The organism is Aristophania sp. ESL1100 (assembly GCF_058511235.1).
In genome coordinates, this window is the sequence record NZ_CP196394.1 from 1,530,746 (window position 1) to 1,554,324 (window position 23,579).

The 23,579-nt window shown below is 50.9% G+C and carries 21 protein-coding genes; 7 read left to right on the forward strand and 14 right to left on the reverse strand.

Annotated elements, in window-relative coordinates:
- Position 1 precedes the first annotated feature (1 nt).
- Genes rbfA through rimP form a run of 5 tightly spaced genes read right to left on the reverse strand, consistent with a single transcriptional unit; the run spans position 2 to position 6,071 of the window.
- On the reverse strand, positions 2-445 hold the full coding sequence (gene rbfA / locus ACSYSY_RS07110; protein WP_491706876.1) for a 30S ribosome-binding factor RbfA: 444 nt from the start codon (positions 443-445) through the stop codon (positions 2-4).
- Positions 442-3,210 carry a translation initiation factor IF-2 gene (gene infB, locus ACSYSY_RS07115; protein ID WP_491706877.1) on the reverse strand — a complete coding sequence of 923 codons (2,769 nt, stop codon included), beginning with the start codon at positions 3,208-3,210 and terminating at the stop codon, positions 442-444. The genes rbfA and infB overlap by 4 nt, the downstream gene beginning before the upstream one ends.
- 15 nt (positions 3,211-3,225) lie before the next feature.
- Complete coding sequence (locus ACSYSY_RS07120) at positions 3,226-3,834, reverse strand: RNA-binding protein (RefSeq protein ID WP_491706878.1); 609 nt, start codon at positions 3,832-3,834, stop codon at positions 3,226-3,228.
- Positions 3,835-3,883: 49 nt separating this feature from the next.
- Positions 3,884-5,425, reverse strand: a complete 1,542-nt coding sequence (gene nusA / locus ACSYSY_RS07125; RefSeq protein WP_491706879.1) for a transcription termination factor NusA — start codon at positions 5,423-5,425, stop codon at positions 3,884-3,886.
- A 31-nt stretch (positions 5,426-5,456) separates the two neighbouring features.
- On the reverse strand, positions 5,457-6,071 hold the full coding sequence (rimP, locus tag ACSYSY_RS07130) for a ribosome maturation factor RimP (protein ID WP_491706880.1): 615 nt from the start codon (positions 6,069-6,071) through the stop codon (positions 5,457-5,459).
- 311 nt (positions 6,072-6,382) lie between these two features.
- Between rimP and ACSYSY_RS07135 the strand changes: the two genes are divergently transcribed.
- Together ACSYSY_RS07135 and ACSYSY_RS07140 are read left to right on the forward strand one after the other, a co-directional pair.
- The gene (locus ACSYSY_RS07135; protein ID WP_491706881.1) at positions 6,383-7,615 is read left to right on the forward strand and encodes an AAA family ATPase; all 1,233 of its coding nucleotides are present in this window, start codon (positions 6,383-6,385) and stop codon (positions 7,613-7,615) included.
- 4 nt (positions 7,616-7,619) lie between these two features.
- Positions 7,620-8,522, forward strand: a complete 903-nt coding sequence (locus ACSYSY_RS07140; protein ID WP_491706882.1) for a hypothetical protein — start codon at positions 7,620-7,622, stop codon at positions 8,520-8,522.
- A gap of 11 nt (positions 8,523-8,533) precedes the next feature.
- On the opposite strand, the gene ACSYSY_RS07145 is transcribed toward ACSYSY_RS07140, so the two are convergent.
- Together ACSYSY_RS07145 and ACSYSY_RS07150 are read right to left on the reverse strand one after the other, a co-directional pair.
- Positions 8,534-10,084: an ABC transporter substrate-binding protein/permease gene (locus tag ACSYSY_RS07145; RefSeq protein ID WP_491706883.1), complete on the reverse strand. Its 1,551-nt coding sequence runs from the start codon at positions 10,082-10,084 to the stop codon at positions 8,534-8,536.
- Positions 10,081-10,827 carry an amino acid ABC transporter ATP-binding protein gene (locus tag ACSYSY_RS07150; RefSeq protein ID WP_491706884.1) on the reverse strand — a complete coding sequence of 249 codons (747 nt, stop codon included), beginning with the start codon at positions 10,825-10,827 and terminating at the stop codon, positions 10,081-10,083. Before ACSYSY_RS07150 ends, ACSYSY_RS07145 begins: the two co-directional genes overlap by 4 nt.
- A 198-nt stretch (positions 10,828-11,025) precedes the next feature.
- Between ACSYSY_RS07150 and ccmA the strand changes: the two genes are divergently transcribed.
- A complete protein-coding gene (ccmA, locus tag ACSYSY_RS07155; RefSeq protein WP_491706885.1) occupies positions 11,026-11,631 on the forward strand; it encodes a heme ABC exporter ATP-binding protein CcmA in 606 nt (201 codons plus the stop codon).
- Complete coding sequence (gene ccmB, locus ACSYSY_RS07160; RefSeq protein ID WP_491706886.1) at positions 11,628-12,293, forward strand: heme exporter protein CcmB; 666 nt, start codon at positions 11,628-11,630, stop codon at positions 12,291-12,293. The genes ccmA and ccmB overlap by 4 nt, the downstream gene beginning before the upstream one ends.
- 78 nt (positions 12,294-12,371) lie before the next feature.
- On the opposite strand, the gene accC is transcribed toward ccmB, so the two are convergent.
- Genes accC through aroQ form a run of 3 tightly spaced genes read right to left on the reverse strand, consistent with a single transcriptional unit; the run spans position 12,372 to position 14,636 of the window.
- Positions 12,372-13,724: an acetyl-CoA carboxylase biotin carboxylase subunit gene (gene accC / locus ACSYSY_RS07165; protein WP_491706887.1), complete on the reverse strand. Its 1,353-nt coding sequence runs from the start codon at positions 13,722-13,724 to the stop codon at positions 12,372-12,374.
- Positions 13,725-13,728: 4 nt separating this feature from the next.
- Positions 13,729-14,190, reverse strand: a complete 462-nt coding sequence (locus ACSYSY_RS07170) for an acetyl-CoA carboxylase biotin carboxyl carrier protein (protein WP_491706888.1) — start codon at positions 14,188-14,190, stop codon at positions 13,729-13,731.
- The gene (gene aroQ / locus ACSYSY_RS07175) at positions 14,187-14,636 is read right to left on the reverse strand and encodes a type II 3-dehydroquinate dehydratase (RefSeq protein ID WP_491708248.1); all 450 of its coding nucleotides are present in this window, start codon (positions 14,634-14,636) and stop codon (positions 14,187-14,189) included. The genes ACSYSY_RS07170 and aroQ overlap by 4 nt, the downstream gene beginning before the upstream one ends.
- Positions 14,637-14,808: 172 nt before the next feature.
- On the opposite strand from aroQ, the gene ACSYSY_RS07180 reads away from it, so the two are divergent.
- Positions 14,809-15,216 carry a septal ring lytic transglycosylase RlpA family protein gene (locus ACSYSY_RS07180; RefSeq protein ID WP_491706889.1) on the forward strand — a complete coding sequence of 136 codons (408 nt, stop codon included), beginning with the start codon at positions 14,809-14,811 and terminating at the stop codon, positions 15,214-15,216.
- A 27-nt stretch (positions 15,217-15,243) separates the two neighbouring features.
- Here the strand turns inward: ACSYSY_RS07180 and ACSYSY_RS07185 are convergent, their stop codons facing one another.
- Positions 15,244-16,203 (reverse strand): YihY/virulence factor BrkB family protein, encoded by a 960-nt coding sequence (locus ACSYSY_RS07185; protein WP_491706890.1) that lies wholly within the window; start codon positions 16,201-16,203, stop codon positions 15,244-15,246.
- Positions 16,204-16,547: 344 nt separating this feature from the next.
- On the opposite strand from ACSYSY_RS07185, the gene ACSYSY_RS07190 reads away from it, so the two are divergent.
- Positions 16,548-17,687 carry a type III PLP-dependent enzyme gene (locus tag ACSYSY_RS07190; protein WP_491706891.1) on the forward strand — a complete coding sequence of 380 codons (1,140 nt, stop codon included), beginning with the start codon at positions 16,548-16,550 and terminating at the stop codon, positions 17,685-17,687.
- Positions 17,688-17,741: 54 nt separating this feature from the next.
- Here ACSYSY_RS07190 and ACSYSY_RS07195 read toward each other — a convergent pair whose 3' ends face one another.
- Both ACSYSY_RS07195 and ACSYSY_RS07200 read right to left on the reverse strand, forming a co-directional pair.
- Entirely contained in the window at positions 17,742-18,494 is a 753-nt protein-coding gene (locus tag ACSYSY_RS07195) for an aspartyl/asparaginyl beta-hydroxylase domain-containing protein (RefSeq protein ID WP_491706892.1), read from the reverse strand.
- Positions 18,495-18,656: 162 nt separating this feature from the next.
- Entirely contained in the window at positions 18,657-20,468 is a 1,812-nt protein-coding gene (locus ACSYSY_RS07200; RefSeq protein WP_491706893.1) for an ABC transporter ATP-binding protein, read from the reverse strand.
- Between the two features lie 139 nt (positions 20,469-20,607).
- Between ACSYSY_RS07200 and nth the strand changes: the two genes are divergently transcribed.
- Positions 20,608-21,330, forward strand: a complete 723-nt coding sequence (gene nth / locus ACSYSY_RS07205) for an endonuclease III (RefSeq protein WP_491708249.1) — start codon at positions 20,608-20,610, stop codon at positions 21,328-21,330.
- On the opposite strand, the gene ACSYSY_RS07210 is transcribed toward nth, so the two are convergent.
- The gene (locus ACSYSY_RS07210; protein ID WP_491708250.1) at positions 21,275-23,434 is read right to left on the reverse strand and encodes a ComEC/Rec2 family competence protein; all 2,160 of its coding nucleotides are present in this window, start codon (positions 23,432-23,434) and stop codon (positions 21,275-21,277) included. The genes nth and ACSYSY_RS07210 overlap by 56 nt on opposite strands.
- Positions 23,435-23,579 lie beyond the last annotated feature (145 nt).

A 23,579-nucleotide genomic window follows, 5' to 3' on the forward strand; every position in this document is an offset into this window, starting at 1 on the left:
GCTAAACCTTCCTCTCTGGCGCAGCATCATCCTGAAGGTCGCGTTGAACATCAGGCGAGCGGATCAATGTCTCAATTTCCATGGCATAATCAAGCGACGTATCGGGCTGAAAATGAAGTTCAGGCACAATACGCAATCTCAACGCCTTGGAAAGAGAAGTTCTCAAAAAAGGCGCAACCCGTTTTAAAGCAGGGAGTGATTCCGCGACATCACTGCGCCCCAATCGTGTCACAAAAACCGTGGCATGACGGAAATCGGGGGACGTTCTCACTTCAGTGACCGTAATCTGCACATCATGCAGATCCGGATCACGAAATTCAGTGCGCGCAAAGACACCCGCAAGAACGCGCCGAACTTCCTCATTTACACGCTTCTGCCGCATAGAGGGACCTGAAGGATCATGTCCTGCAGGCCCGCCAAACTCGAACTTCAAACGTTTTTTCAAACTGGAATCACTTCCATCTCATAACATTCAACCACGTCGCCCTCACGCAGGTCATTATAACCGGCGAAAGACAGGCCGCACTCATAACCACGTGCCACTTCCTTGACATCGTCCTTAAAGCGCTTGAGCTGACTGAGCTCACCCTGGTGAATAACGACATTTTCACGCAACAGGCGGACGCCACAGCCACGCTTGACGTGACCTTCCGTGACATAACAGCCAGCCACTTTGCCAACGCGGGAAATGGAGAAGACCTGACGGACTTCTGCATAACCCAGGAACTTCTCGCGATGTTTCGGTGCGATCTTGCCTTTGACAAGCTGCTCAACATCATCGGCCACCTGGTAGATAATCGAATAATAACGAATATCCACTCCTTCACGACGTGCCAGCTCCCGGGCCTGGGTCGTGGCACGGACATTAAAGGCCACAATGACCGCATTGGAAGCTTTAGCGAGCTGAACGTCACTTTCTGTGATCTGTCCGACTGACGCATTAAGCACGCGCACAACGACTTCCTCGTGAGAAAGTTTTTCAACAGTCGCCGCCACAGCTTCAGCAGAGCCCTGAACGTCAGCCTTGATCAGAAGAGCAACCTCTTTCTGCTCACCAGCCTGAATACGGGCAAGCATCTGATCAAGCGTACCGCGTGCAGCCACCTGACGGGCATTGACCTTTTCACGGATCACACGCTGGCGGAATTCACTGATCTCACGTGCACGGGATTCGCTTTCCACCACCACGAAGGGGGCGCCTGCATCAGGCACACCAGACATACCCAGAATTTCCACCGGCATTGACGGACCGGCGTCTTTAATCTGACGACCACGATCATCCAGCAATGCTCTTACGCGGCCCCATTCTGCTCCGGCGACAACAATGTCACCACCATGCAGGGTCCCTTTCTGAACCAGAACGGTCGCAACGGCGCCACGACCACGATCCAGACGGCTTTCAATAATGGCCCCTTCAGCCACCCGGTCAGGATTGGCCTTCAGGTCAAGAATTTCAGCCTGCAGCAGGATTGCTTCAAGAAGTTTGTCGAGACCGGTTTTCTTCTGAGCAGATATTTCGACATCCTGCGTGTCACCACTCATGCTTTCAACGACGATCTCGTAATTGAGCAATTCGCTACGGACACGATTAGGGTCAGCTCCCGGCTTATCCATTTTGTTGATCGCAACAATAATGGGCACATTGGCAGCCTTGGCATGTTTGATCGCCTCAACGGTCTGAGGCATAACACCGTCATCTGCTGCAACAACCAGAATAACGATATCGGTCACAGACGCACCACGGGCACGCATTGCCGTAAAGGCTTCATGGCCGGGAGTGTCAATGAACGTGATCTTCTGCCCCGCAGGCAACGTCACCTGATAAGCGCCGATATGCTGCGTAATGCCACCAGCTTCGCCTTCTGCCACATCGGCAGAGCGCAAGGCGTCAAGCAATGACGTTTTACCATGATCGACATGCCCCATCACTGTCACCACAGGTGGGCGGGGTTTCAGATCCTCTTCACGATCCTGAATCCCTTCAATACCGATTTCAACATCACTTTCAGCCACACGTTTTACGCGGTGACCAAATTCCGTCACCAGAAGCTCAGCTGTATCAGCGTCGATATTCTGCGTGGCTGTCGCCATAACGCCCATTTTCATAAGGGCTTTAATGACTTCACCCTGCCTGGCTGCCATACGGTTTGCCAATTCGGCGACTGAAATCGTCTCTGGAATTGTTACGTCACGGACAACGCGAACCTGATCGGAACGCAGACGCTCCAACTCTGCCTGACGGCGTTCACGATCACGCTGGCGGCGCACTGAAGCCAATGAACGCGTTTTGCCATCATCACCTTCAATAGCGGCCTGAATATCGATACGACCGGAACGGCGATCCTGTCCGCCACCGCTACCGCCTTTGCGTGAAGGTGCACGCTTTGATGCTGAAGAGGTCGACCGGCGGGCACCACCCCCACGGCGGTTCTCTTCTTCCGCCATAGACGCTTCAAGGGCTGCACGGTTGCTGCGCAAATGCAGCGTTTCATTATTTTTGGACGCACTTTTCGTGCCGGACTTAGCCGGACGAGCAGACTCTTCGTCACGTGTAGCAGAACGAGCCGGAACTGTGCGTTCAGGCATAATCGCCCGCTCTGCCAGAGGACGCAGACGCTTCGTAGGCGCTGCGAGCTGCACACCGCCTGAAGCGGCATTATAATCAAGCGGTGGTGGAGGCTCCTGCTCGGCTTTCTTTCTGGCAGCCTTGCGTGCTTCCTCTTCCGCTTTTGCTTCAGCTTCTGCCTTGCGAGCGGCTTCCTGCTCCTCACGCTGACGAGCAGCTTCTTCTTCCTGCCGGCGAGCTTCCTCTTCCGCGGCAGAACGAATGCGAATCTTTTCCGCCTCTTTCTGGGCGGCTTCCTCTTCTGCCTGACGTTGCTGCTGCTGTTCGAGAACGCGTTGACGCTTTTCCTGCTCTGAGGCGGTCAAACCACGTGCACCGACTGCTCCACGAGCACGACCGACACCACTGCTACCTGCAGCCGGAGTTTTGCGTTTGGGCTTTCTCACCTCAACGCGCACTTCCTTGGAACGACCGTGACTGAAACTCTGGCGCACTGAGCCAGCATCAACCGTACGGCCTACTTCCTTTCTACCCGCGGGACGAAGGGACAAACGCCCGCTTCTGCCTTTTGTTTCCTTAGAGTCTCCAGAGTTGGAGACTTCTGTTTGCTTTCCGTCCTGGTTGCGCTCGTTGCCGTCGCTCATAGTTCCGCCTGTTCCTTACTGACCCATATCAGTATCTGGGAGCGAAGTTTCAGCCACTCCCGAAAATCTCTTACAATCCGCCACAAGACGCTGTGCCAATGCCCCTTGTCCTATCACAGCGTATATAGCCTGGTCACGTCCAAATGCTGAAGCAAGCACATGCCCCGGCACCTGACCAACCGGCACTGACCGGCACCCTGACCTCAACCTGTCAAGCTCATCCCGACTGGCATCTGACGAACAGAGAAGAATCCCCACTTTGCCAGAGACGAGTCTTTCACGACATTTCTGAAACCCACACACGGCTTCACCAGCTCGTCGTGCGAGACTGATACCATCCTGAAGACGATTTGCCAGCCCCTTTCTTATAAAGTTAACCATTCCCTGAGGAATTTGCACCTCTTTTCGGACCGCTTTTGAAAAGACCTGCTTCAGCCGAGGCGAATCCAGGACGTCACGGTCCGCTTTGACCCAGATTCCCCTTCCTGGCAAGCGTTCAGAAAAGTCGGGCACCATCTGCCCATCCGGCCCCATGACAAAACGGAGCATAAAATCTGATATTCCATGCTCGCGCGTTATGACACAGCGCCTCTGGGAAGAACGCGCCAGACGACGCGTCTTCATTCCTTTTCCTCTTACAGGACCATCATCAAGATCGCAAAGGTTATCCGTATTATTCAGCGTCATCACCTTCCGCTGTGGCCTTAGGTGCAGAATCCCCCTCAAACCAGTGAGCACGGGCCGCCATGATAATCTCATTGGCATCCTCTTCGCTCACCGCATCGCTTCCCAGAAGCTCGACAAGCTCATCACCGGACAGGTCAGCAAGGTCATCAAGGGTTTTGATCCCTTTTTCACCGAGCTCGACAAGAACTTTCAGCGGGAAGGATTCCAGCGCAACCAGATCATCTGATACGCCAAGTTCTTTCCTGCGTGCATCAAGCTCCTGCTCACGTCCGATCAGATAATCATTGGCGCGAGTCATCAGCTCTTCAGCAACAGTCTCATCGAATCCATCAATATCATAAAGATCAGAGACCTCGGCGTAAGCCAGATCCTCGATCGTGTGATAGCCTTCCGTTACCAGCAGGCCGGCAATGACATCATCAACGTCCAGGGCCTCAACAAAGAGCTGAGTACGCTTGCGGAACTCTTCCTGACGGCGTTCAGATTCTTCTGCCTCGGTCAGGATATCAATATCCCAACGTGTCAGCTGACTTGCCAAACGGACATTCTGCCCACGGCGACCAATCGCCAGAGAAAGCTGCTCGTCAGGCACGACGACTTCAACACGGCCTGCTTCTTCATCCATCACCACTTTGGAGACTTCAGCCGGAGCAAGAGCATTCACAACAAAGGTTGCAGCCTGTGCACTCCAGGGGATGATATCAATTTTCTCACCCTGCAATTCAGCCACAACAGCCTGAACGCGTGACCCGCGCATACCAACGCAGGCACCCACAGGGTCAATGGCCGCATCATGAGACATAACGGCCATTTTCGCCCTTGAGCCCGGGTCACGGGAGACAGCCTTGATCTCAATAATGCCGTCATAAATCTCTGGCACTTCCTGGGCAAAAAGTTTTGCCAGAAAGCCAGGATGGGTGCGCGACAGGAAAATTTGCGGCCCGCGTGGTTCATCACGCACGTCGTAAATATAGGCCCGGATACGGTCAGAATTCCGGAACGATTCACGGGGGATCAATTCGTCACGGCGCAGCAACGCTTCCGCATTGCCGATCTCAACCATCAGGTTGCCATATTCCGTCTGTTTGACGGTGCCGTTAACGACTTCACCAATACGGTCTTTAAACTCATTATACTGACGTTTACGCTCGCACTCACGCACACGCTGCACAATGACCTGCTTGGCCATCTGAGCTGAGATGCGCCCGAAATCAATCGGTGGCAGAGGGTCAATCAGATGCTCGCCAGCTTTGATATTAGGCTGAAATTTCCGCGCGATATAAAGGGGAATCTGAGTGTGCTCATTTTCTACCGTTTCAACCGCTTCAGTCCAGCGGCTCAGGCGCACTTCGCCTGTTTTACGGTCAATCGTGGCACGAATGTCTTTTTCATGGCCATATTTAGCGCGACCAGCCTTTTGAATGGCCTGCTCCATAGCCTCCAGCACCTGTTCGCGGTCGATATTCTTCTCGCGCGAAACAGCCTCTGCAACCAGCAGCAATTCGGGACGTGTAACAGATGTGTCCATTAAATCGGACCTCCTACCAACATCAGACGGGTCATGAATATTTCCTTCCCGGCTTTTTCGGATTCAATTTCGGCACACGGCGCTTCCGGCCTCCCTCTTCGGGAGACTCATCCAGACCTGCCAAAACAGCACTCGCTTCGATAAGCTCATCAGTCAGAACAAGACGTGCTTTTCTCACCGCTGAGAGCGGCAAGGCAACCTCTGTTCCATCATCCAGCCTGAGAATCGCAGCGCCTTCTCTGGCACCCATGACGATCCCCACAAATCTCTTTCTACCTTCCAGAGCAACGTCCAGCTCGACGCGAGCAAGGTGCCCTGCAAAACGTTCCCAGTCTTTCAGGCGTGTCAGGGGACGATCAATCCCCGAAGAGGAAACTTCCAGCGTCCAGGCGCCGGGGATAGGATCATCCACATCCAGGATCGCCCCGACTGCGTGACTGATCTGCTCGCAATCATCCACTGAGATCAGAGAACCATCAGCCTTATCTGCCATCACCTGAACTGTCGGCGTCTCATGCCCCATAACAGACAGGCGCACGAGCTCATATCCCAGATCGGACAAGGTCGGCGCAATGCGATCAGCAATCTGTGCCTCAAGCCCGCTGAGACGGAGAATGCCATGGACGGATTCAGAAGACGCAGTCATGAAAAAATATTGATCCCAACAAAAAAGGCGGCCCGATAGGACCACCTCCCCAAAAAACCGGAAGATGAATTAAACTTCCATAGACAATAATCCTCCTGCCCCCAGGATGCAAGCTCTCTTTTATAAGAGAGGCTTTCTCCTTTACGGCATTATTCCCCTATATGAAATATTGCGATTCAGCTCATAATAGAGAGGAAACCCTTGCCTGATCTGTTCACTTCAAGCAAGAATTATCCTGCCCATCAAACCAACAAGAGTCCTATCAAAAGCCTACAGAAAATTTTATTGCCCAACCAGGATCATCACTTTCCATGCTACGTTCCCTGATGAATTTTCTTACAAAATCCATGCCGGTACTGCTGCTTTTATTCATTATTCTTGCGGCCTGTCAGCTTTTTTTCCTCTTACCGGTTACAGGGCAGAGTTTCCTCTCTCTTTACGAAAAATTTATCGATCACAGCAGAGCTTTTTTTCTCCCTCTTGCGTTTTTATTCCTTTTTCCTGTTCTGATTGGATATGGATATGAGCTTTCCTCCAATAGGCTGGCGCGACTGGGGTTAAGACGGAGACAAGGCATTCTGCTCCGGCTGCTTGACCGTTTGACCAGCCGGCAAAAACTCAATGAAATTCTGGCACGCTCTTATCAGGACCATAAACTTGATGCCGGAGAGCTGGCTGCTTCCCTAAGAGCGCGTGTGATCGGGCAGGACCTCATCTGTGAAGATGTTGCCCAACAAATAAAATTGCGGCTCATGACGCAGAAATCTCACAGACCTGTGGGCATTTTCCTGTTTCTGGGCCCAGCTGGAACCGGGAAAAAATTCCTGGCCCAGCAGATCGCACGACAATTAAAGCGTCCCTGTTTTATTCTGAAAGCAGGAGAACACTCAGGGGCGGGCCCCTCTTTTACGGAACAGATCGCCGAACTTATCAGGAAAAATCCTCAGGCCGTTCTTGTTATTACACATTGCCGATCCCTCACCCCCCAGGAATGGTCTCTTCTTTCGGGGAAATGGCTGAATCAGGGAGGAGCTCCCTCCCCTTTCCAGGGCGCAATCATCATCTTTACGGAAACGATAGACGTAACGGCAGACCCTCTCTCACCTGAAGAGAATAAAACATCTGAAAACCGCAGAATGACAGGAAATAAAGCAGCCCAGAATGCCAAGATACAAACGGCCCTTATGAATCAATGTGACCGGATTTTTCTTTTCCATCCTCTTCAGACAGAAAACCTGGCCCATGTTTCAGCGATTCTTCTCGAAAATATGATCAAGGATTATGGGCTGAGCGTTGAGGCCGGCGGTCTTGACCCAAATCTCCTTCTTCCCTTGATCAGACAACAGCAGGATCATGCTCTGACAGCTCATGAAATTATCCGTCTGGTTGAAGATCAAATCGGCGAAACCCTTATTGCCTTGAGCCAGAAGAACCCTGCTCCGATTCAACTGGTTCTGGAAAATCGGGATGGACGATATGTCCTTATTGCCCGAAAAATATCCTCCGCTCAGGAACGCCTGACGCCTGTCATGACAAAAGGATGAACCAATGAGCAGTTTTCATTCCCTCTGGAAGCGTGCTCCCCTATGGCGTATGTGCCTGGTTCTCGCGTTTCTGTGTCTGGGGCTGTCCGTTTTTTACCCGACATTATGGTTAAAACATCATTTTCCGTGGCTACCGGGGCAGGATCATTTTGATCATAAAATCGCCTCTAATGAGCAAAAGGACCATGAAAACCAGAATGGCCAGGGGGACATTATATTCCCGGACATGCACGCGGCTTTTACCGACCATATTGCCATTTCGGGCCATCTCCTGCCTTTACCGAGTGGCGAATGGCACCCTGTTGTGCAAACAGGAGGCAAAGCCCCCGATGATGTCAGCTTCATAGCGCTGGCCCGATTCGATCATAGTGTTCTAACAGGGTTGATTACAGCGCAATTTTCACAGCAGGCTCTCCCGCCAATTCTGGCTGACAACCTTATGACACCCTGTCATGACGACCGAAACTATCTTTCCTCCATCCGGAACGCGCCCGGGCAGATGAATTGCACGTTTCTTGCCAATGCCTTGATGGCCGATGATGTTGTCAGCCTTAACCCTTTTATTCATGCCGCTGTAACCCGCATCCGGGAGGCTGGATTTTTGCTGCCGCCTCTTATGATCACGGTCGGATGGAGACATCTTGCCCCTCTTCCCGGCGGCGCTGTCGCAGGCGCGACTGTTGATATTCTGCTGGCACCCGTGGAAAAAGGAGCCACACGCCTGCTGGCCCCACCGGATCATTGGGATAAGGATGTGCTTTCAAAAGATGCGCAGGCTCTACGGTTTATCAATAAAACGAAAGAGTGGCTGCCACTCTGGGCCACTCTTCTCACCGAAGGCTATAATAACACCCTTCCCCCCAGCAGCAGCCGTGGGGGGAAATATGATCCGGCCTCCAACCATTAAACCTCTTCCGGTTAATGATGACCCTGACTGATGGCTTTGCCCATACGCCTTTCAGCCATGTGGGCCAGACGGACAAAAGGCAGACCAAGCAGCAGGTAGGCAGCTCCTACCATCAAGCCTGTACCGATATAATCATAATAGGTAGAGGAAAGACGGATATAGGTCTGGCTCAACTCCGTCAGTGTAATCACTGAGACCAGAGAGCTATCTTTCAGCAATGAAATAAAATCATTGGTCATAACCGGCACAACCGTACGGAAAGCCTGAGGCACAATGACCAGACGCAATGCCTGAAAATGGGTCATATTCAGGGCAATCGCTGCTTCCATTTGCCCCCGCGGAACAGAAAGAAGACCGGCCCGGTAATTTTCAGCTTCATAAGCCGCGTAATTCAATCCCAGAGCCACGACACCTGCGAAAAATGGCGACAATCTTATCCCCAAAGTGGGCAGACCATAGAAAATAAAGAGAATCTGGATCAGAAGCGGCGTCCCACGAACAATCTCAATATAAAGACCCGCGATAAAACGCAGCGAAGACACACCATAATGCCGCAATAAAGCCAGCCCCACACCCAGAATTACGGCTATGACCATTGCCAGAGCCGAAACGGCCAGCGTCATCAGCATTCCTTCCCCGATCAAGGGAAGAAAACTTATATAACGGTGAACCAGAGCCATTGTGCCACTCTCTGAGATCCCGGCCATCACGGTCCGATAACGCTCCCACGCAACAGGCTGAACGGGGGACACTGAATTATCTCCCGTATAATGAGCCATTTGCGGCGTCCAGAGATTCCATTTCGCCAGAATGTCATGCAGCTTTCCATTGCGGATCAGAATCATCAGAGCCTGATCAACCGCATCACGCAAGGCAGGATTGGCTTTGGAAAAAGCAATCCCATAGGCGATTTTTCCTATGGGATTGCCGACAATTTCCATATCGGCAGAGCAGTAATAGAGAGCAATCGGCTCATCAATCAGGATCGCATCAAGCCTGCCTGTTCGAAGATCGGTAAACAGGTTGGTTTCTTCATCATAAGAACGAAAATTTCTCGGATCCTGCTGGAGTAAGAGACGTTCCGCCGCTGTACTTTTGATCGTACCAACAACATGGCCCTTCAGGGATTCGAGTGTATCAAGCCCTTTTGTGCCTTTTCGCACAACAATACGATCGGTCGAGACATAATAAGGGCGGCTGAAAAGCACAGCTGCCTTATGTTCGGGAGTCATCTCGATCCCGTCAATGACCATTGCATAGAGATCACGCGACAATCCCGGAATGAGACCTTCCCAGCCATTTTGCACAAAGCGTGAATTACGGTGCAGCAGGGGAGCGATTTCATTCATCAGGTCATATTCAAACCCGGTGATGTGACGGTCATCTGCCGGGTCGTGAAAGACGTAAGGAACATTTGCCTCTCCATCTGATGACCAGGGCAGATCGGTCCCATTCTGCGCTCCAGGCACAGAATAAGCCACGCTTTCCGCCTTCGAGAGAACAGGCAGAGACGAGACGATCAGGAGCAGACAGACCGAAAAAAATGATCTCCATTTTTTCATGACAGGAGAGTCCTTAAGAAACGACGTGTACGCACTTCCTGTGGATGGACAAAAATCTGATCGGGCGGACCACTTTCAACAATTTCGCCTCCCTCGAGATAGAGAACCCTGTCTGAAGCAGCGCGGGCAAAACGCATATCATGGGTCACAACCAGCTGGGTCATCCCTTCTTCATCCAGCGCACGCATGACGGACAGAACCTCTTCAGAAAGCTCAGGATCCAGAGCAGATGTCGGTTCATCATACAGCATGACAGAAGGGCGCATTGCCAGGGCACGTGCAATCGCAGCACGTTGTTTCTGACCGCCGGAAAGACGGTCGGGATAACGATTTGCGACGTCTTTAAGACCGACTTTTTCCAACAGTTCCATAGCAATGGCCTGAGCCTGCTCTGAAGGCATTTTTTTGACGTGCACAGGGGCCATTATAATATTTTCCAACACTGTACAATGTGGAAAAAGGTTAAAGGACTGAAAAACCATTCCTACGTGAGCACGCAATCTGTGGGCCTGCATTTCATCCTGCCGGCTCCATCGGCCGGAACATTCAAGACTGACATTTTCAATCCGCACTTCACCGGAATCCGGGTGTTCCAGAAAATTCAGACATCGCAGAAATGTTGATTTTCCACATCCCGATGGACCTATAATCGAAATAAGATCACCACGTTCAACATCGAGAGAGATACCTTTCAGTACCTCCTGACCACCAAAAGACTTGGCAAGTTTTTTTGCCTGTAACACCAGATCAGTCAGTTCAGGAATTCCTTTTTATCAAACAGGGGAGAGAGCCCGATTCACAGGCTATCACGCACTTTTGCTCATAACGAAAACTTTTCCTTTTTAAAACAATTTTACACCATCCTGCCCTGCCCCGGGTCTTCTCACAGGGGGCGTGTTTCTCTATTTTATGACTGATTTTCGTTTAAGCGGGTTTTCTCCATGGCATCATCCTCTTTAGTGGAGCTTTCATCAATCTCTGTTTTTCGTGGGGAAAGACTCGTTTTAAGAAACGTTTCCACGCGCCTTGAGAGCGGTGAAGCTCTCCTCCTTACAGGGCCGAATGGTGCCGGGAAATCGACACTCCTCCGCGTTATTGCAGGCCTGTGTCCCCTCTCTGGAGGGAAACTCAACCGCTCTGTTGATGTGGCATGGCTGGGACATCTTGATGCTCTCAAACCGGCTCTGACCGTGCGGGAGAACCTTCAATTCAACCTGAAACTGGGGCATGGAAGCTTACAGGACTGTCTTGCGGGCCTCTCACTCACTTCTTTAGCAGACCGTCCCGTCCGACTTCTCTCTGCCGGCCAGAAAAGACGTGTCGCGCTGGCACGCATCACTCTGAGCAAAGCACCATTATGGCTTCTCGATGAGCCTTCAGTAGGGCTGGATCAAAACAGTCTTGAGCAATTAGGCACTATTATGCGCCGTCACCTTGCTCACGGTGGCGGCATTATCGCGACGTCTCACGTCCCCCTCCCGCTGGCACATCACCGCAGCCTTTCTCTCGAAACTTCCCATCTGCGAGGCGCTGAAAATATCTTATGACTCCGTTCATAGCTCTGTTGGAACGTGAAATCCGGCTCGCTTTTTTCTTTGCCTCTGATACGCTGGCAAGCCTCCTTTTCTTTATTCTCTGTGCGGCCCTCTTCCCCCTGGCTCTTGGTCCCTCTCCCTCGCTCCTCCATCAAATGGGGCCGGGTCTTCTCTGGGTCTGTCTCTTTCTGGCCAGCTTTCCAGCGCTGGACCGGCTCTTCAATCAGGATTTTGAAGATGGTTCTCTCGATCAGCTCATGGTGTGTCATGTCCCACCTTCAGGCATTGCCTTGTGCAAAATCATAACACACTGGCTGACAACTGCCGTCCCTCTGCTGATTGCGGCTTTTCCTTTAGGGCTCATGTTCGGATTGGAAGGGAAAGAATTTCCCGTTTTGATAGGCAGTCTTGCTTTAGGAAGCGCATGCCTTTCCCTGATTGGGGGAATGATTGCCTCTATCAGTCTAGGCGCACGACGAGGTAATATCCTGCTCCCTCTTTTAGGGCTCCCGCTGAGTGTGCCTGTGCTTATTTTTGGAGCTGCTGCGTCCTATGCAAGCCAGCTAGGTGTCTCTCCAGCTTCCAACCTGTATCTTCTGGGAGCGTTTTTTTGTGCCTGTCTGCCTCTATGCCCTCTCGCAGCTGGAATGGGCCTTAAGGAAGCCTGCCGCTAAATCATAGTTGGGCCCTATAAACAGCAATCCCCGCCAAAAGCGGGGACTACCGGAAATTAAAACTTCAAAGATCACTCTTCAGGAAGCTTCATTCTGTCTGGCAACGAAATTTTCCAGCCAGTGAATGGTGTAGTCACCTTTCTGGAATTCCGGGTCTGCCAGGATTTTCTGATGGAGTGGAATCACTGTTTTAACACCATCGACAACACATTCCTCCAAAGCCCTTTGCATACGGGCAATGGCTTCCTGCCTTGTTGGTGCATGGACAATGAGTTTGGCGATCATGCTGTCGTAATATGGGGGGATTTTATAGCCCGCATAAAGAGCACTATCCATTCTTACCCCTAATCCACCAGGCGCATGAAACACATTCACTGTCCCGGGATTAGGCACGAATGTCGCAGGATCTTCAGCTGTAATACGGCACTCTATTGAATGACCGCTCAGATGAATATCTTCCTGCCGATAGGAAAGTTTTTCACCCGCAGCAACGCGTATCTGCTCACGAACCAGATCAACACCAGAGATCATTTCTGTTACAGGATGTTCAACCTGCAGACGCGTATTCATTTCGATAAAACAGAAATGCCCGTCCTGGTACAGAAATTCCAGTGTCCCGGCGTTACGATAACCCATTTTGGAAAGAGCTGTCGTAACAGTCGCCCCAATTTCATCACGCTGTTCTGCCGTAATCGCTGGAGAGCCAGCTTCTTCAAGCAGTTTCTGGTGACGGCGCTGCAAGGAGCAATCGCGTTCGCCAAGATGAATGACATTGCCGAAATGGTCACCAATAATCTGCAGCTCAATATGACGGGGGCGATCGAGATATTTCTCGATATAAACATCCCCATTACCAAAAGCGGCCTGGGCTTCAGTCCTGGCAACACGCCATGCCTCGGCCAGCTCACTTTCGTCATGAGCCACTTTCATACCGCGTCCACCACCGCCGGCTGTCGCCTTGATGATAACCGGATAGCCAACTTTTTCTGCTACAAGGCGCGCTGTCTCAATATCCTCAACGGCTCCATCAGAGCCGGGAACGAGCGGAACGCCGAGAGCTTCCATCGTTGTTTTGGCGGTGATTTTATCACCCATCATACGAATATGCTCAGCAGTCGGGCCGATAAAGGCCAGACCATGCTCGACGACAGTCTCGGCAAAATCAGCATTTTCTGACAAGAAGCCATAGCCCGGATGAATGGCTTCAGCTCCTGTAATGATGGCTGCTGACAAAATTGCCGGCACATTCAGATAGGATTCGCGGGAATTGGGGGGACCAATGCAAACGGCTTCATCAGCAAGGCGGACATGCATGGCATCCGCATCTGCTGTGGAATGCACGGCCACAGTCTTGATCCCCATCTCACGACATGCCCTGAGGACTCTCAGAGCAATTTCGCCACGATTCGCAATCAGAATCTTGGAAAACATAAGATTACTCAATAATTGCCAGAGGAGCCCCAAATTCTACCGGCTCGCCTGATGTCACACAGAACTTCGTCAAAGTGCCGGCACGTGGCGCCTTTATCTGATTGAATGTCTTCATCGCTTCAATCAGCATAATGGTCTGCCCCGCTGTCACCTGTGAGCCTTCAGTCACAAATGGTGGCGAAGATGGATCCGGCGTCAGATAGGCAACCCCGACCATGGGGCTCGGCACTGCACCTGGATGAGATGCCGGGTTGCTGTCTTTGGCCGGGATATTCGCAGGGGCCCCTGCTGGAGCGGGCTCCGCCATAACAGGCGCTGCAATTGGAGCCGCTGCCTGCACTGTAACGCTACGCGCCACACGGATGCGGCTATCTGCCTCCACAACTTCAATCTCGGTCAGGCCTGTTTCCGTCAGAATATCGGCCAACGCCCGAATAGCCTCTTTATCCACGAGCATATGGCTCATCCTTCATCCTCTATTATATCTGCCATCGCTTGTAGTGCATGGGCATAGCCCCGCACGCCAAGACCACAAATCACACCACGGGCAACTTGTGACACGTAACTGTGCTGACGAAACGCCTCACGACGATGGATATTCGAAATATGAACCTCTATCACAGGAAGGTCCACTGCATAAAGCGCATCAAGCAATGCAATTGACGTGTGGCTGTAAGCAGCGGGATTGATCACAATACCGTTAGCCCGGCCATGACATTCCTGCACCCATGAAACGAGCTCACCCTCGCCATTTGTCTGACGGAAATCAATCGCAACATCAAGCCGTTCTGCTGCCTGAATGCATATCTGCTCGACATCATCAAGCGTCGCCTGACCATAAACATCCGGCTGACGCAAACCAAGCATATTAAGATTAGGTCCGTTCAGGACTGCTATTAAAGGCCGTTTCATCAGATCGGCTGATAACATCTTCTTGTCTGTCAGGGAAGACGATATATAATCTCTTCAGTAATTATGTGCTATAGATGGTTCTATGGTTGATTTATATCAAAAAAAATACCGCTCCGGGAGAAGTCTCAGAAAGAGAATTCTCTGCTCATGCCTGTTACGCTACAGCATAGGAATGAGTGTTCTTTTCGCGTTCCCCGAGTATAACAAGGCCTTTGCCGCTTCAAAGATTGTTCATACACGTAAATCGGCACATCGTTCATTTTCACAAAAAGGACTTGCAAGCTGGTATGAAGGAAGAGGGACCAATAAAAATCTCTCTGATACGGCCATAAACAGGCGAAGTAAGATCGAAGACCCTGCTTTTACGGCAGCTCACCCTTCTCTGCCTTTTGGCACAAAATTACTAGTTCATTCTCCTCAGACAGGCCGGTCTGTTGTGGTCGTGGTCAATGATCGGGGGCCCTATACACGGAAGCGGGTCATCGACCTCTCGAGAGCTGCTGCTGCCAGGCTGGGCATGTTACATAGTGGCGTAACGAGAGTCGTTATCACGAAATACCTTCCCAATCACGAGACTTAATCTTCAAGTCTCTCAGGGAAAACACTTTTATGAAGTGGCTTTTCCCATGTCATATTCCTCCAGGCAGGCATTAAAGACAGCGCCGAAAATGACGACATAAGCGCTGACAAAAAACCACATCATGACGGCTGCCACGGCTCCGAGAGGGCCATATGTCGTGCCATAACTGGCAAAATGAGACACGTACCAGGAAAAACCAATCGAGGTTATAACCCATAAAATGGTCGCTATAATCGCACCTGGGACAATGCGTCCCCAATGTGTCCATTCCCGGCAGGGTGCAAAACGGTAAAACAGACAAACAGCGATAAAAACGAAAAAGAGCATAATGCCAGGAGCGAGCCACCGCACAATCACCGGCGTGCTCTGATTGAGCAGAAACCGCATAAACTCTGGTAAATGACGGGGATCAAGTCCCAGATAGCCAAGACAACGCGGGAGGTAATCAATCAGCGCGGGAGCCGCTACCATGAGTGATAAGGTCAGACACGCCCCCACCACAGTCAGAAAAGTTGTCCCGAATGCCAAAAACTGGAACCTGAAAAAACTCCGCGTCTCTTTTGCATGATAAGCCATGTTAAGCGCTGATATAATGGCCTTGCTCCCCGCAGAGGCCGTCCATAAAGCAACAGCAAGGGAGAAACACAGACCCAGTGTCAGAGAGGAATGAGGCTGCATCACCAGGACATGAATACGCTCAAAAATCAGTGTATAAGCAGCCGCAGGAAGCAGATTTTTCAGCACGTGAAGCTGTGGTTCGACTGTCTGGAGATCAAACACCAATCCATAAATGGAAATAGAGGCCGTCAAGGCTGGAAAGAGAGACAGAGTCGCAAAAAAAGCACATCCAGCTGCTGAAAGGGAGGTTCGCCCGTCGCCGCTGACCTCTATAATTTCACGCAGGACACCAAGAGGCGTTCTTTTGCTCTTTTTTTTCTTTTTAACCGATCCCGGCTGAGTTTTAGGCAATTGGTCCGATTCTGACACGCTTCTTCCTTATTCCTTGCGAATTTGATGAACTTCATTTTCGGCCAGAAACTTCATCAATAAACCTTTAGACAAAATGGAGGAAACACCCTCTGAAACAAAAAAAGGGAATTATAAACGAATTTACTTGAATAAATTATAAAAATACGCTTTTTCCGCACCACGCAGCAACGCACGTGCCACTGGCCCTTTTTCGAGGTTACGCAACGACGTCAAGCGTTCTGGCTCCTTCTCTACAGGCTTCGGCCTTCAAGGAAGGCACTTCGCCGGTCCGTTAGACCGTTTCGCAACATTCTGCCCCGATTTTTAATCGGACGGAATTCTTTATTTGGGACGTGAAGTTCATGACTCCTAAAATCAACCACTTTCTTGCAGGGCAAAACCCGGCAACACCTTGCCTCGTCGTCGATCTGGACAAGGTTGAGCAAAATTATCACGCCCTGCAGGCAGCCTTGCCTCAGGCGGAAATTTATTATGCCATGAAGGCAAATCCTGCTCCCGAGATTCTCAAACGCCTCCATGCTCTGGGCAGTTTTTTTGATGTCGCCTCTTTGGGAGAAATCAGAAGCTGCCTGAAAAACGGGATTCCTGTTGACCGTCTTTCATACGGCAATACGGTAAAATCCATTGCCGCTGTGCAGGAAGCCAGCCGTCTGGGGGTAAAACTTTTCGCCTTTGACAGTGCTGAAGAGCTCGAAAAACTGGCCCAATACGCTCCAGGGGCTGAGGTCTATTGCCGTATTCGTGTCGTCAATGACGGTGCTGACTGGCCCCTCTCACGCAAATTTGGCACAGATGCCAGCCAGGCCATCAAGTTGCTTGGCAGAGCTGCACAGGAAGGCTTGAAGCCTGTGGGCGTTTCTTTCCATGTTGGCAGCCAGCAGAAATCTGTTGCGGCCTATCAGATGGCAATCCGCCAGGCAGCCCAGATTTTTCAGACACTTGAAGCTGAGGGAATCACACTCTCATTTCTTAACCTCGGTGGTGGTTTCCCGACTCATTACATTGACGAGGTTCCCTCTCCTGAGAGTTTCGGCACTACGATCACAGAAACGATCAACGAACTTTTTCATGAGAACGCACCTCGCCTCCTCATGGAACCAGGTCGTGCCATGGTCGGCAATGCAGGCATTGTTTATTCTGAAGTTGTGCTGGCCAGCCAACGCGATGAACAGGGGCTGGAGCCACGCTGGGTTTATCTCGATATCGGCCGTTTTGGCGGCCTGGCTGAAACGGAAGGGGAAGCGATCCGCTACCGCTTTGAGACGCCCTATGACAATGCAACGGCAGGTCTTACCCCCCATATATTGGCGGGTCCAACATGTGACAGTGCTGACGTCATGTATGAAAAAACACCTGTCATGCTCCCTCAGGAACTGAAAAGTGGTGACAAAATCACCATTCTTTCAACAGGTGCCTATGTCGCAAGCTATTGCTCAACAGGGTTTAACGGTTTTGAGCCTCTGGCTGAATATTACCTGTAATATTTAAAAATAAGGGGAAATTTTCCCCTTATTTTCCCTTACGTTATAACAAAATCAGACTTTTTCCATTTCTGCCTGAATCTGATTCCAGCGCTCAATATTCACTTTGACGTCTTTTACAAAAGCTGAATGGCGCACACCACTGAGAAACAGTTTCTGAACGAGACGCCCCAACCCTCTGGTAGGGCGCTCAAACTGGATAAACAGAATGGCACGCAGCTCATCTGTGTCATTTTCGACACTATGCTGATAGGTGTCATCAAAGACAAAAGCCTTGCCTTCATGCCAGTTGATTTTACGGCCGTTGATCATGATCCAGCATTTGCTGCCATCCTTCGGCACAACCAGGCCAAGATGGCAGTTTAACATGCCTTTTGTGACCCCATAATGAGGGTGAATCACACCACGGGGGTCCAGAACCGAGAAAAGGGCATTACAAAGTCCCGGTATCCCTGAGACCAGCTGAGCCGTTACAGGTGCCCGAGCACAATTTTCGGGGACCCTGATTCCGTAACCATAAAGGAAAAAAGACTTCCACCGTTCATCAGGAGCAATACGCCTGTGGTCGGGAGATAAATCTCTCAGAGAGGGAAGAGATTGGCGCTCAGAGAGAATCTGCTGACATTCTTTGATGATATGCTCTGAAGCCTCCTCAAGTGCCTTGAGCCAGAAAAAATTTTCCGAATCAAGGAACGGAGCATTAGAGACCAGAGAGTCGCGCGCAATAAGCCTGTTGCATATCGGGCGCAGTTTTTTACCCAACCTGACCAGAAATGGACGTTTGGGAACAGCTTTACCACTCGCCACAGAAAGACATCCTTCCAGGAAAACTCTTTAACGCTCACCAAGTTTAAGTGTGCGCCTGATTTTCACAATAAACTTTGCAAAGTTTACACATTCTTCTTTTTCTTCTTTCAAGATACGTGACATATAGGCAACATAATTGCAAATAAAGCATAATACAGGCTTTTACAGATCAGTATTCAGATCCTGTAACTCAACCAGATGTCTGTACATACCGTTCTTATCGGTCATCAGGGAGTCATGAGTCCCATCTTCGACAATCCTGCCACCCTTAAAAACCAGAATCCGGTCAGCATCGCGCACTGTCGCCAGACGGTGGGCCACAATAAAGACTGTTCTCCCTTCCATCAGGCGGTCCATTGCTTGCTGAACCAGTTTTTCTGATTCTGAATCAAGACTCGCAGTCGCTTCATCAAACAACACAATCGGGGCATCTGCCAGAAACGCCCGTGCAATGGCAATACGCTGGCGCTCTCCACCTGAAAGTTTGACGCCTCGTTCGCCAACCAAAGTCTCCAACCCTTCTGGCAGAGCTTCAATAAAGGGCAGCGCATTCGCCATACGTGCAGCCTCCATAATCTCAGCATGAGAGGCTCCGGGACGTCCGTAGGCGATGTTTTCAGCAAGCGAACGATGGAAAAGCACAGGCTCCTGCGGCACAAGGGCAATATGGCGCCGCAGACTTTCCTGCGTAACAGACGCAATATCCTGCCCGTCAATTGTGATACGTCCTTCCTGAACATCATAAAGACGTTGCAAGAGGCGTGTGAGAGTCGTTTTGCCAGATCCACTGGGCCCTACAAGAGCAACGTGGGTGCCGGGCTCAATCGTCAGGGATAAATTCTCATAAAGTGCCTTTTTCTGCGATGGATAGCGAAACGTCACATGGTCAAAGCTGATCTTCCCGTGAGATAATTTCAGAGCGGGCGCCCCCTTTTTATCCTCAATATCGGGTTTGAGGTTAAAGAGAGCCACCAGCTCTTCCATCTCATTGACAGAACGCTGCACCTGACTGACCTGCTGGCCTAGATCACGTAAATATCCCTGAACCAGAAACATCATCGTCAGCACATAAGCGACGTCACCTGGCCCAGCCTTTCCCCGCCACCAGAACCACACCACCATGCCAATCAGCATCATCCGCATGATCAGTGACAAAATTGCCTGTGTATTGGCGCTATTTGTTCCACGAACCCAGCCACGCAACGTGCGCCCACTCCAGATACGCATAATTTTTGCGAGGTGGCGTTCCTCTCGCTTTTCCGCCCCAAAGGCCTTCACCACAGCATTACAGGTAATGGAATCAGCCAGTGTGGCTCCAAGCCGGGTATCCCATTGATTGGAAAGCCGAGCCGTCGGCGCTACATAATAAAGCGTCAACCGAATGGAAACGACCGCGAAGATCAGGACAGAAAGCCCGAGTACAGCGCCCATCAGAGGTGATTTTATAATTAGTACTATTGTAGTTCCGATTAATATCAAAACCTCAGGGACAATCAGCAACAAAATCGTGTCATCAAACGTATCAAGTGCCCAGATTCCACGGGTCAGGCGGCGCACTGTTGAGCCGGCAAAGCTGTTACTATGCCACTCCGAAGAAAAACGCTGCACACGCGCAAACGCCTCTCCCAGAATACGCCGCATCATGGCCAGCGTCATATGGCTGATCCCGATATAGGAGGAACGACGCCCAAGAACACTGACCAGGCCAAGAGCAAAGAGTCCCAGCACCATCCAGAAAGCGTCATGTAGGAATTCTGTATGAGCCAGCGGCCCTTCATGCGCCGGATGGGAAATGTCTCCCACAAGGCGCCCTGCAAATAAAGGGGTGCAGATATCAGCAAATGTTGCCAATGCCACACCACCCAGAGTCCAGGCCAAGTACAGGGGGTGTTGCCCCCAGCGCCTGACGACAAAACGCACTATATCGACAAAAGAAACAAAAGATTTGTCTTTTTCAGCTTTGCTTGCAGCCATGAAGAGAATTATGTCCTTAAAAGTCGCACCCGATCTGATGCCTTATAGGCTATAAAGATAATGTCACGACAGATTTATGACAGATCAAGGGAAGTAAATGATCAAAATGGCCTGTACGACACCGAAAAAAACACCCAAAATGAGCCTGAAATCTGTCCGTGCTTTTATGGAAATCCTTGAGCAGGATCATCCTGATGCCCGGACGGAACTTGTGTTCCATAACCCTTTTGAGCTCCTCGTCAGTGTTGTCCTTTCAGCTCAGGCCACAGATAAATCTGTCAATAAGGCGACTATCTCCCTTTTTGCTGAAGCCCCTACCCCCCAGCTTATGGCCGCTCTGGGTGAGGAAGGAATTGCCCGACATATCCGCACAATCGGCTTATGGCGCGCCAAAGCCCATAATGTTGCCCTTCTCAGTCAGCAATTAATTGAACGTCACGGAGGGGAGGTTCCCCATGACCGCGAGGCACTGGAAGCTCTGGCAGGGGTTGGGCGCAAAACGGCAAATGTCGTGCTGAATGTTGCCTTTGGAGAGCCGACAATGGCTGTGGATACGCATATTTTCCGTATCGGCAATCGCACCGGCCTGGCACCGGGGAAAACGGTCCGCGCTGTGGAAGACGCGTTACTGACCCGTATCCCGAAAGATCTTCTGCCAAACGCTCATCATTGCCTGATCCTGCATGGGCGCTATCTCTGCAAAGCCCGCACGCCGGAATGCTGGCGTTGCCGGGCAAAAGAATTGTGCCTCTATAAAGAAAAAAATCTCTTTCCACCCACAAAAACACCAAAGGGAAAAGCAAAACTTATTCAGACTGCGCCAGAGGCAAACCCGGATCTCCCTCCTGATCCGGCTCCATAACCCATAATCTGTCTCCCCGTACCTGCCGGTCCGATAGAAGCTTCCATCTACCGCCAGAAGCGCTATAAACCGCCCAGCTCCCTTCATGCCAGATGGCATTACGATCCACACTCGGACGTCCGGGGCACGGATTACGCGCTTTGGAGAGATTCACGACAAGACTGATCGATGCACAGGAAGAACTATCTTCTGTGGTCAAAGTTGAGTCTTTATAATCCGGCCATAACAGCTGGAGTGTCTGATGTTCATAGGAAAGAAAGCACACCCCTCTCCGGCATGATTCAGGCAGTGATTCAACCGGTAAGGCAAAGGCTTTTTGCCAGGTGGTGACTCTGAAATCGTTCTTTCTGTAAGATTTTACGTAAAGATTTTTGTGATTATGGAAGAGAATTTCTTTTCCATCCGATGAGATAATGAGAACAGGTTTTTGCTCAATCCACGGAGAGAGCATCCCTGCAAACAGCAGAACGATCCCGATAAATCGGGCTTTCCCCTGCCATAGGCACAAAAGACAGAGCCCCAGCAAAATCACGACCAGACCCCAGCGCGGTAAATGCGGCACCGCCAGACTGGCCAAAGGAACATGAGCCATAAATGAGGCAATATGGCGCACAAACTCAACGCCCCATCCCATCATCGCAAGCGGTATTTTCTCCCAGCCCAGTGGCATGACCGCCAATGAAACAAGCCCTAATGGCATGATCCAGAATCCCATTAAGGGGACGGCTATCATATTGGCGATTACAAACCAGGGCTGAACCGCTCCAAAATGGGCCATACTGACAGGCAGGACCGCTGAACCGGCAAGTAAAGAGGTAAGCGCCAGAAAAATAAGCGGAAGCCCTATCTTCCCCCATATCCATGAACGTTGCCTGAGGTCAGATAGAGGTTCTCTCAAAATTTCGTAACCGACAATCAGGGCCATAACCGCCATTAACGACATCTGAAAGGAAATATCGAAAATCCTTGAAGGACGCGTTATTTCAAGCCCAATGGCCACCAGAGCCAGAGACCGCAATGACAAGGCCTGACGCCCTGCCAACATGGCCAGAATCACAAGAGAGGCCATCCCTAACGCCCGCAAACCCGGCACATGAAACCCTGTCAGAGCGACATAAACAGCACCGATCACCAAAGCCGTCACATAAGCAATGGTCCGACAAGGCCAGTAAAGTGCCATATATTGGGACCGCACCAGCAAAGCCCGCACTGTAAAAGCACAAAACGCCATCACCAGCCCCAGATGGAGCCCGGCAACGGCCAGTAAATGCGCTAGACCGGACGCTGCAAAATCCTGCCGTGTCTGCAAAGAAAGTGAAGAGGTCTCCCCACATAGAACAGTCATGACAAAGGCAGAATTCTGGCCGGAAAGAACCTCCCCAATCCGCTCAGCAATATGCTCTCTCAGAGCCGTCCAGCGTAGGGCTGATCCATTCTGTACAGACACAGTTTTTTCTGCTGGCCTCAATGCTGATAGAGCACGCCCCCCTCCTGCCCTGCCGGAAAACCAGCTTTCTCTCTGGAAATCAGTCCCACCGGGATAAAGCGGAGGAGGCGTTTTTTTCAAAAGTGCCTTTAATTTTACGGCGTCTCCCACTTTCGCGGTGAATGAGCTTCCCGGCTTGAGTGTGATACGTACTGTGCGCCTGAGCGGGGCGGCTCTTTCATTCAAGGGCGATTCAAAAACAACATTTTTCAGAGTGATACGCCACTGACCCGCATTCCTATATGTTGGCACAAATTCTGACTGTGTGATGACACCTCTGATCCAGGCAGCCTGATAGGGCAGCGCAGGAAAAGGCGGTTGCAGATGCGCCTCCCCATAAGCCAGTAAAAACCCCACTGACAGAGACGTCATCCCCCCTCCCACAATTCTTAAAATCAAGGGAAAAGAGAGCTCCGGTCGAGCAATCAACCACAAAGCAGGCCCAGTGATCAGCACAAGAGTTGCACAGAACAGACTGTAAAAACCCGGCTCAGCAGACAAGGTGAAATAAAGAGCACTTCCAATACCGAGAAAAACTGGGACCCAGCAGAATAGCTTCCGCCCCTGTTTTGCCAGAGTCTCTTCTATTTTAGGACCTGAAAACAATGCATGAACCATCAATGATTGATAACTCTAAATCAACAAACCAGCCTGACTTGGGATGACGTAATATGTTAATTTAAACTTAACCCCTCCTACCCGTGATAGCCACAGACCAAGCTGGGATTTCATCAAAAGTTTTTATGCTGGAAAACCCGTTCAA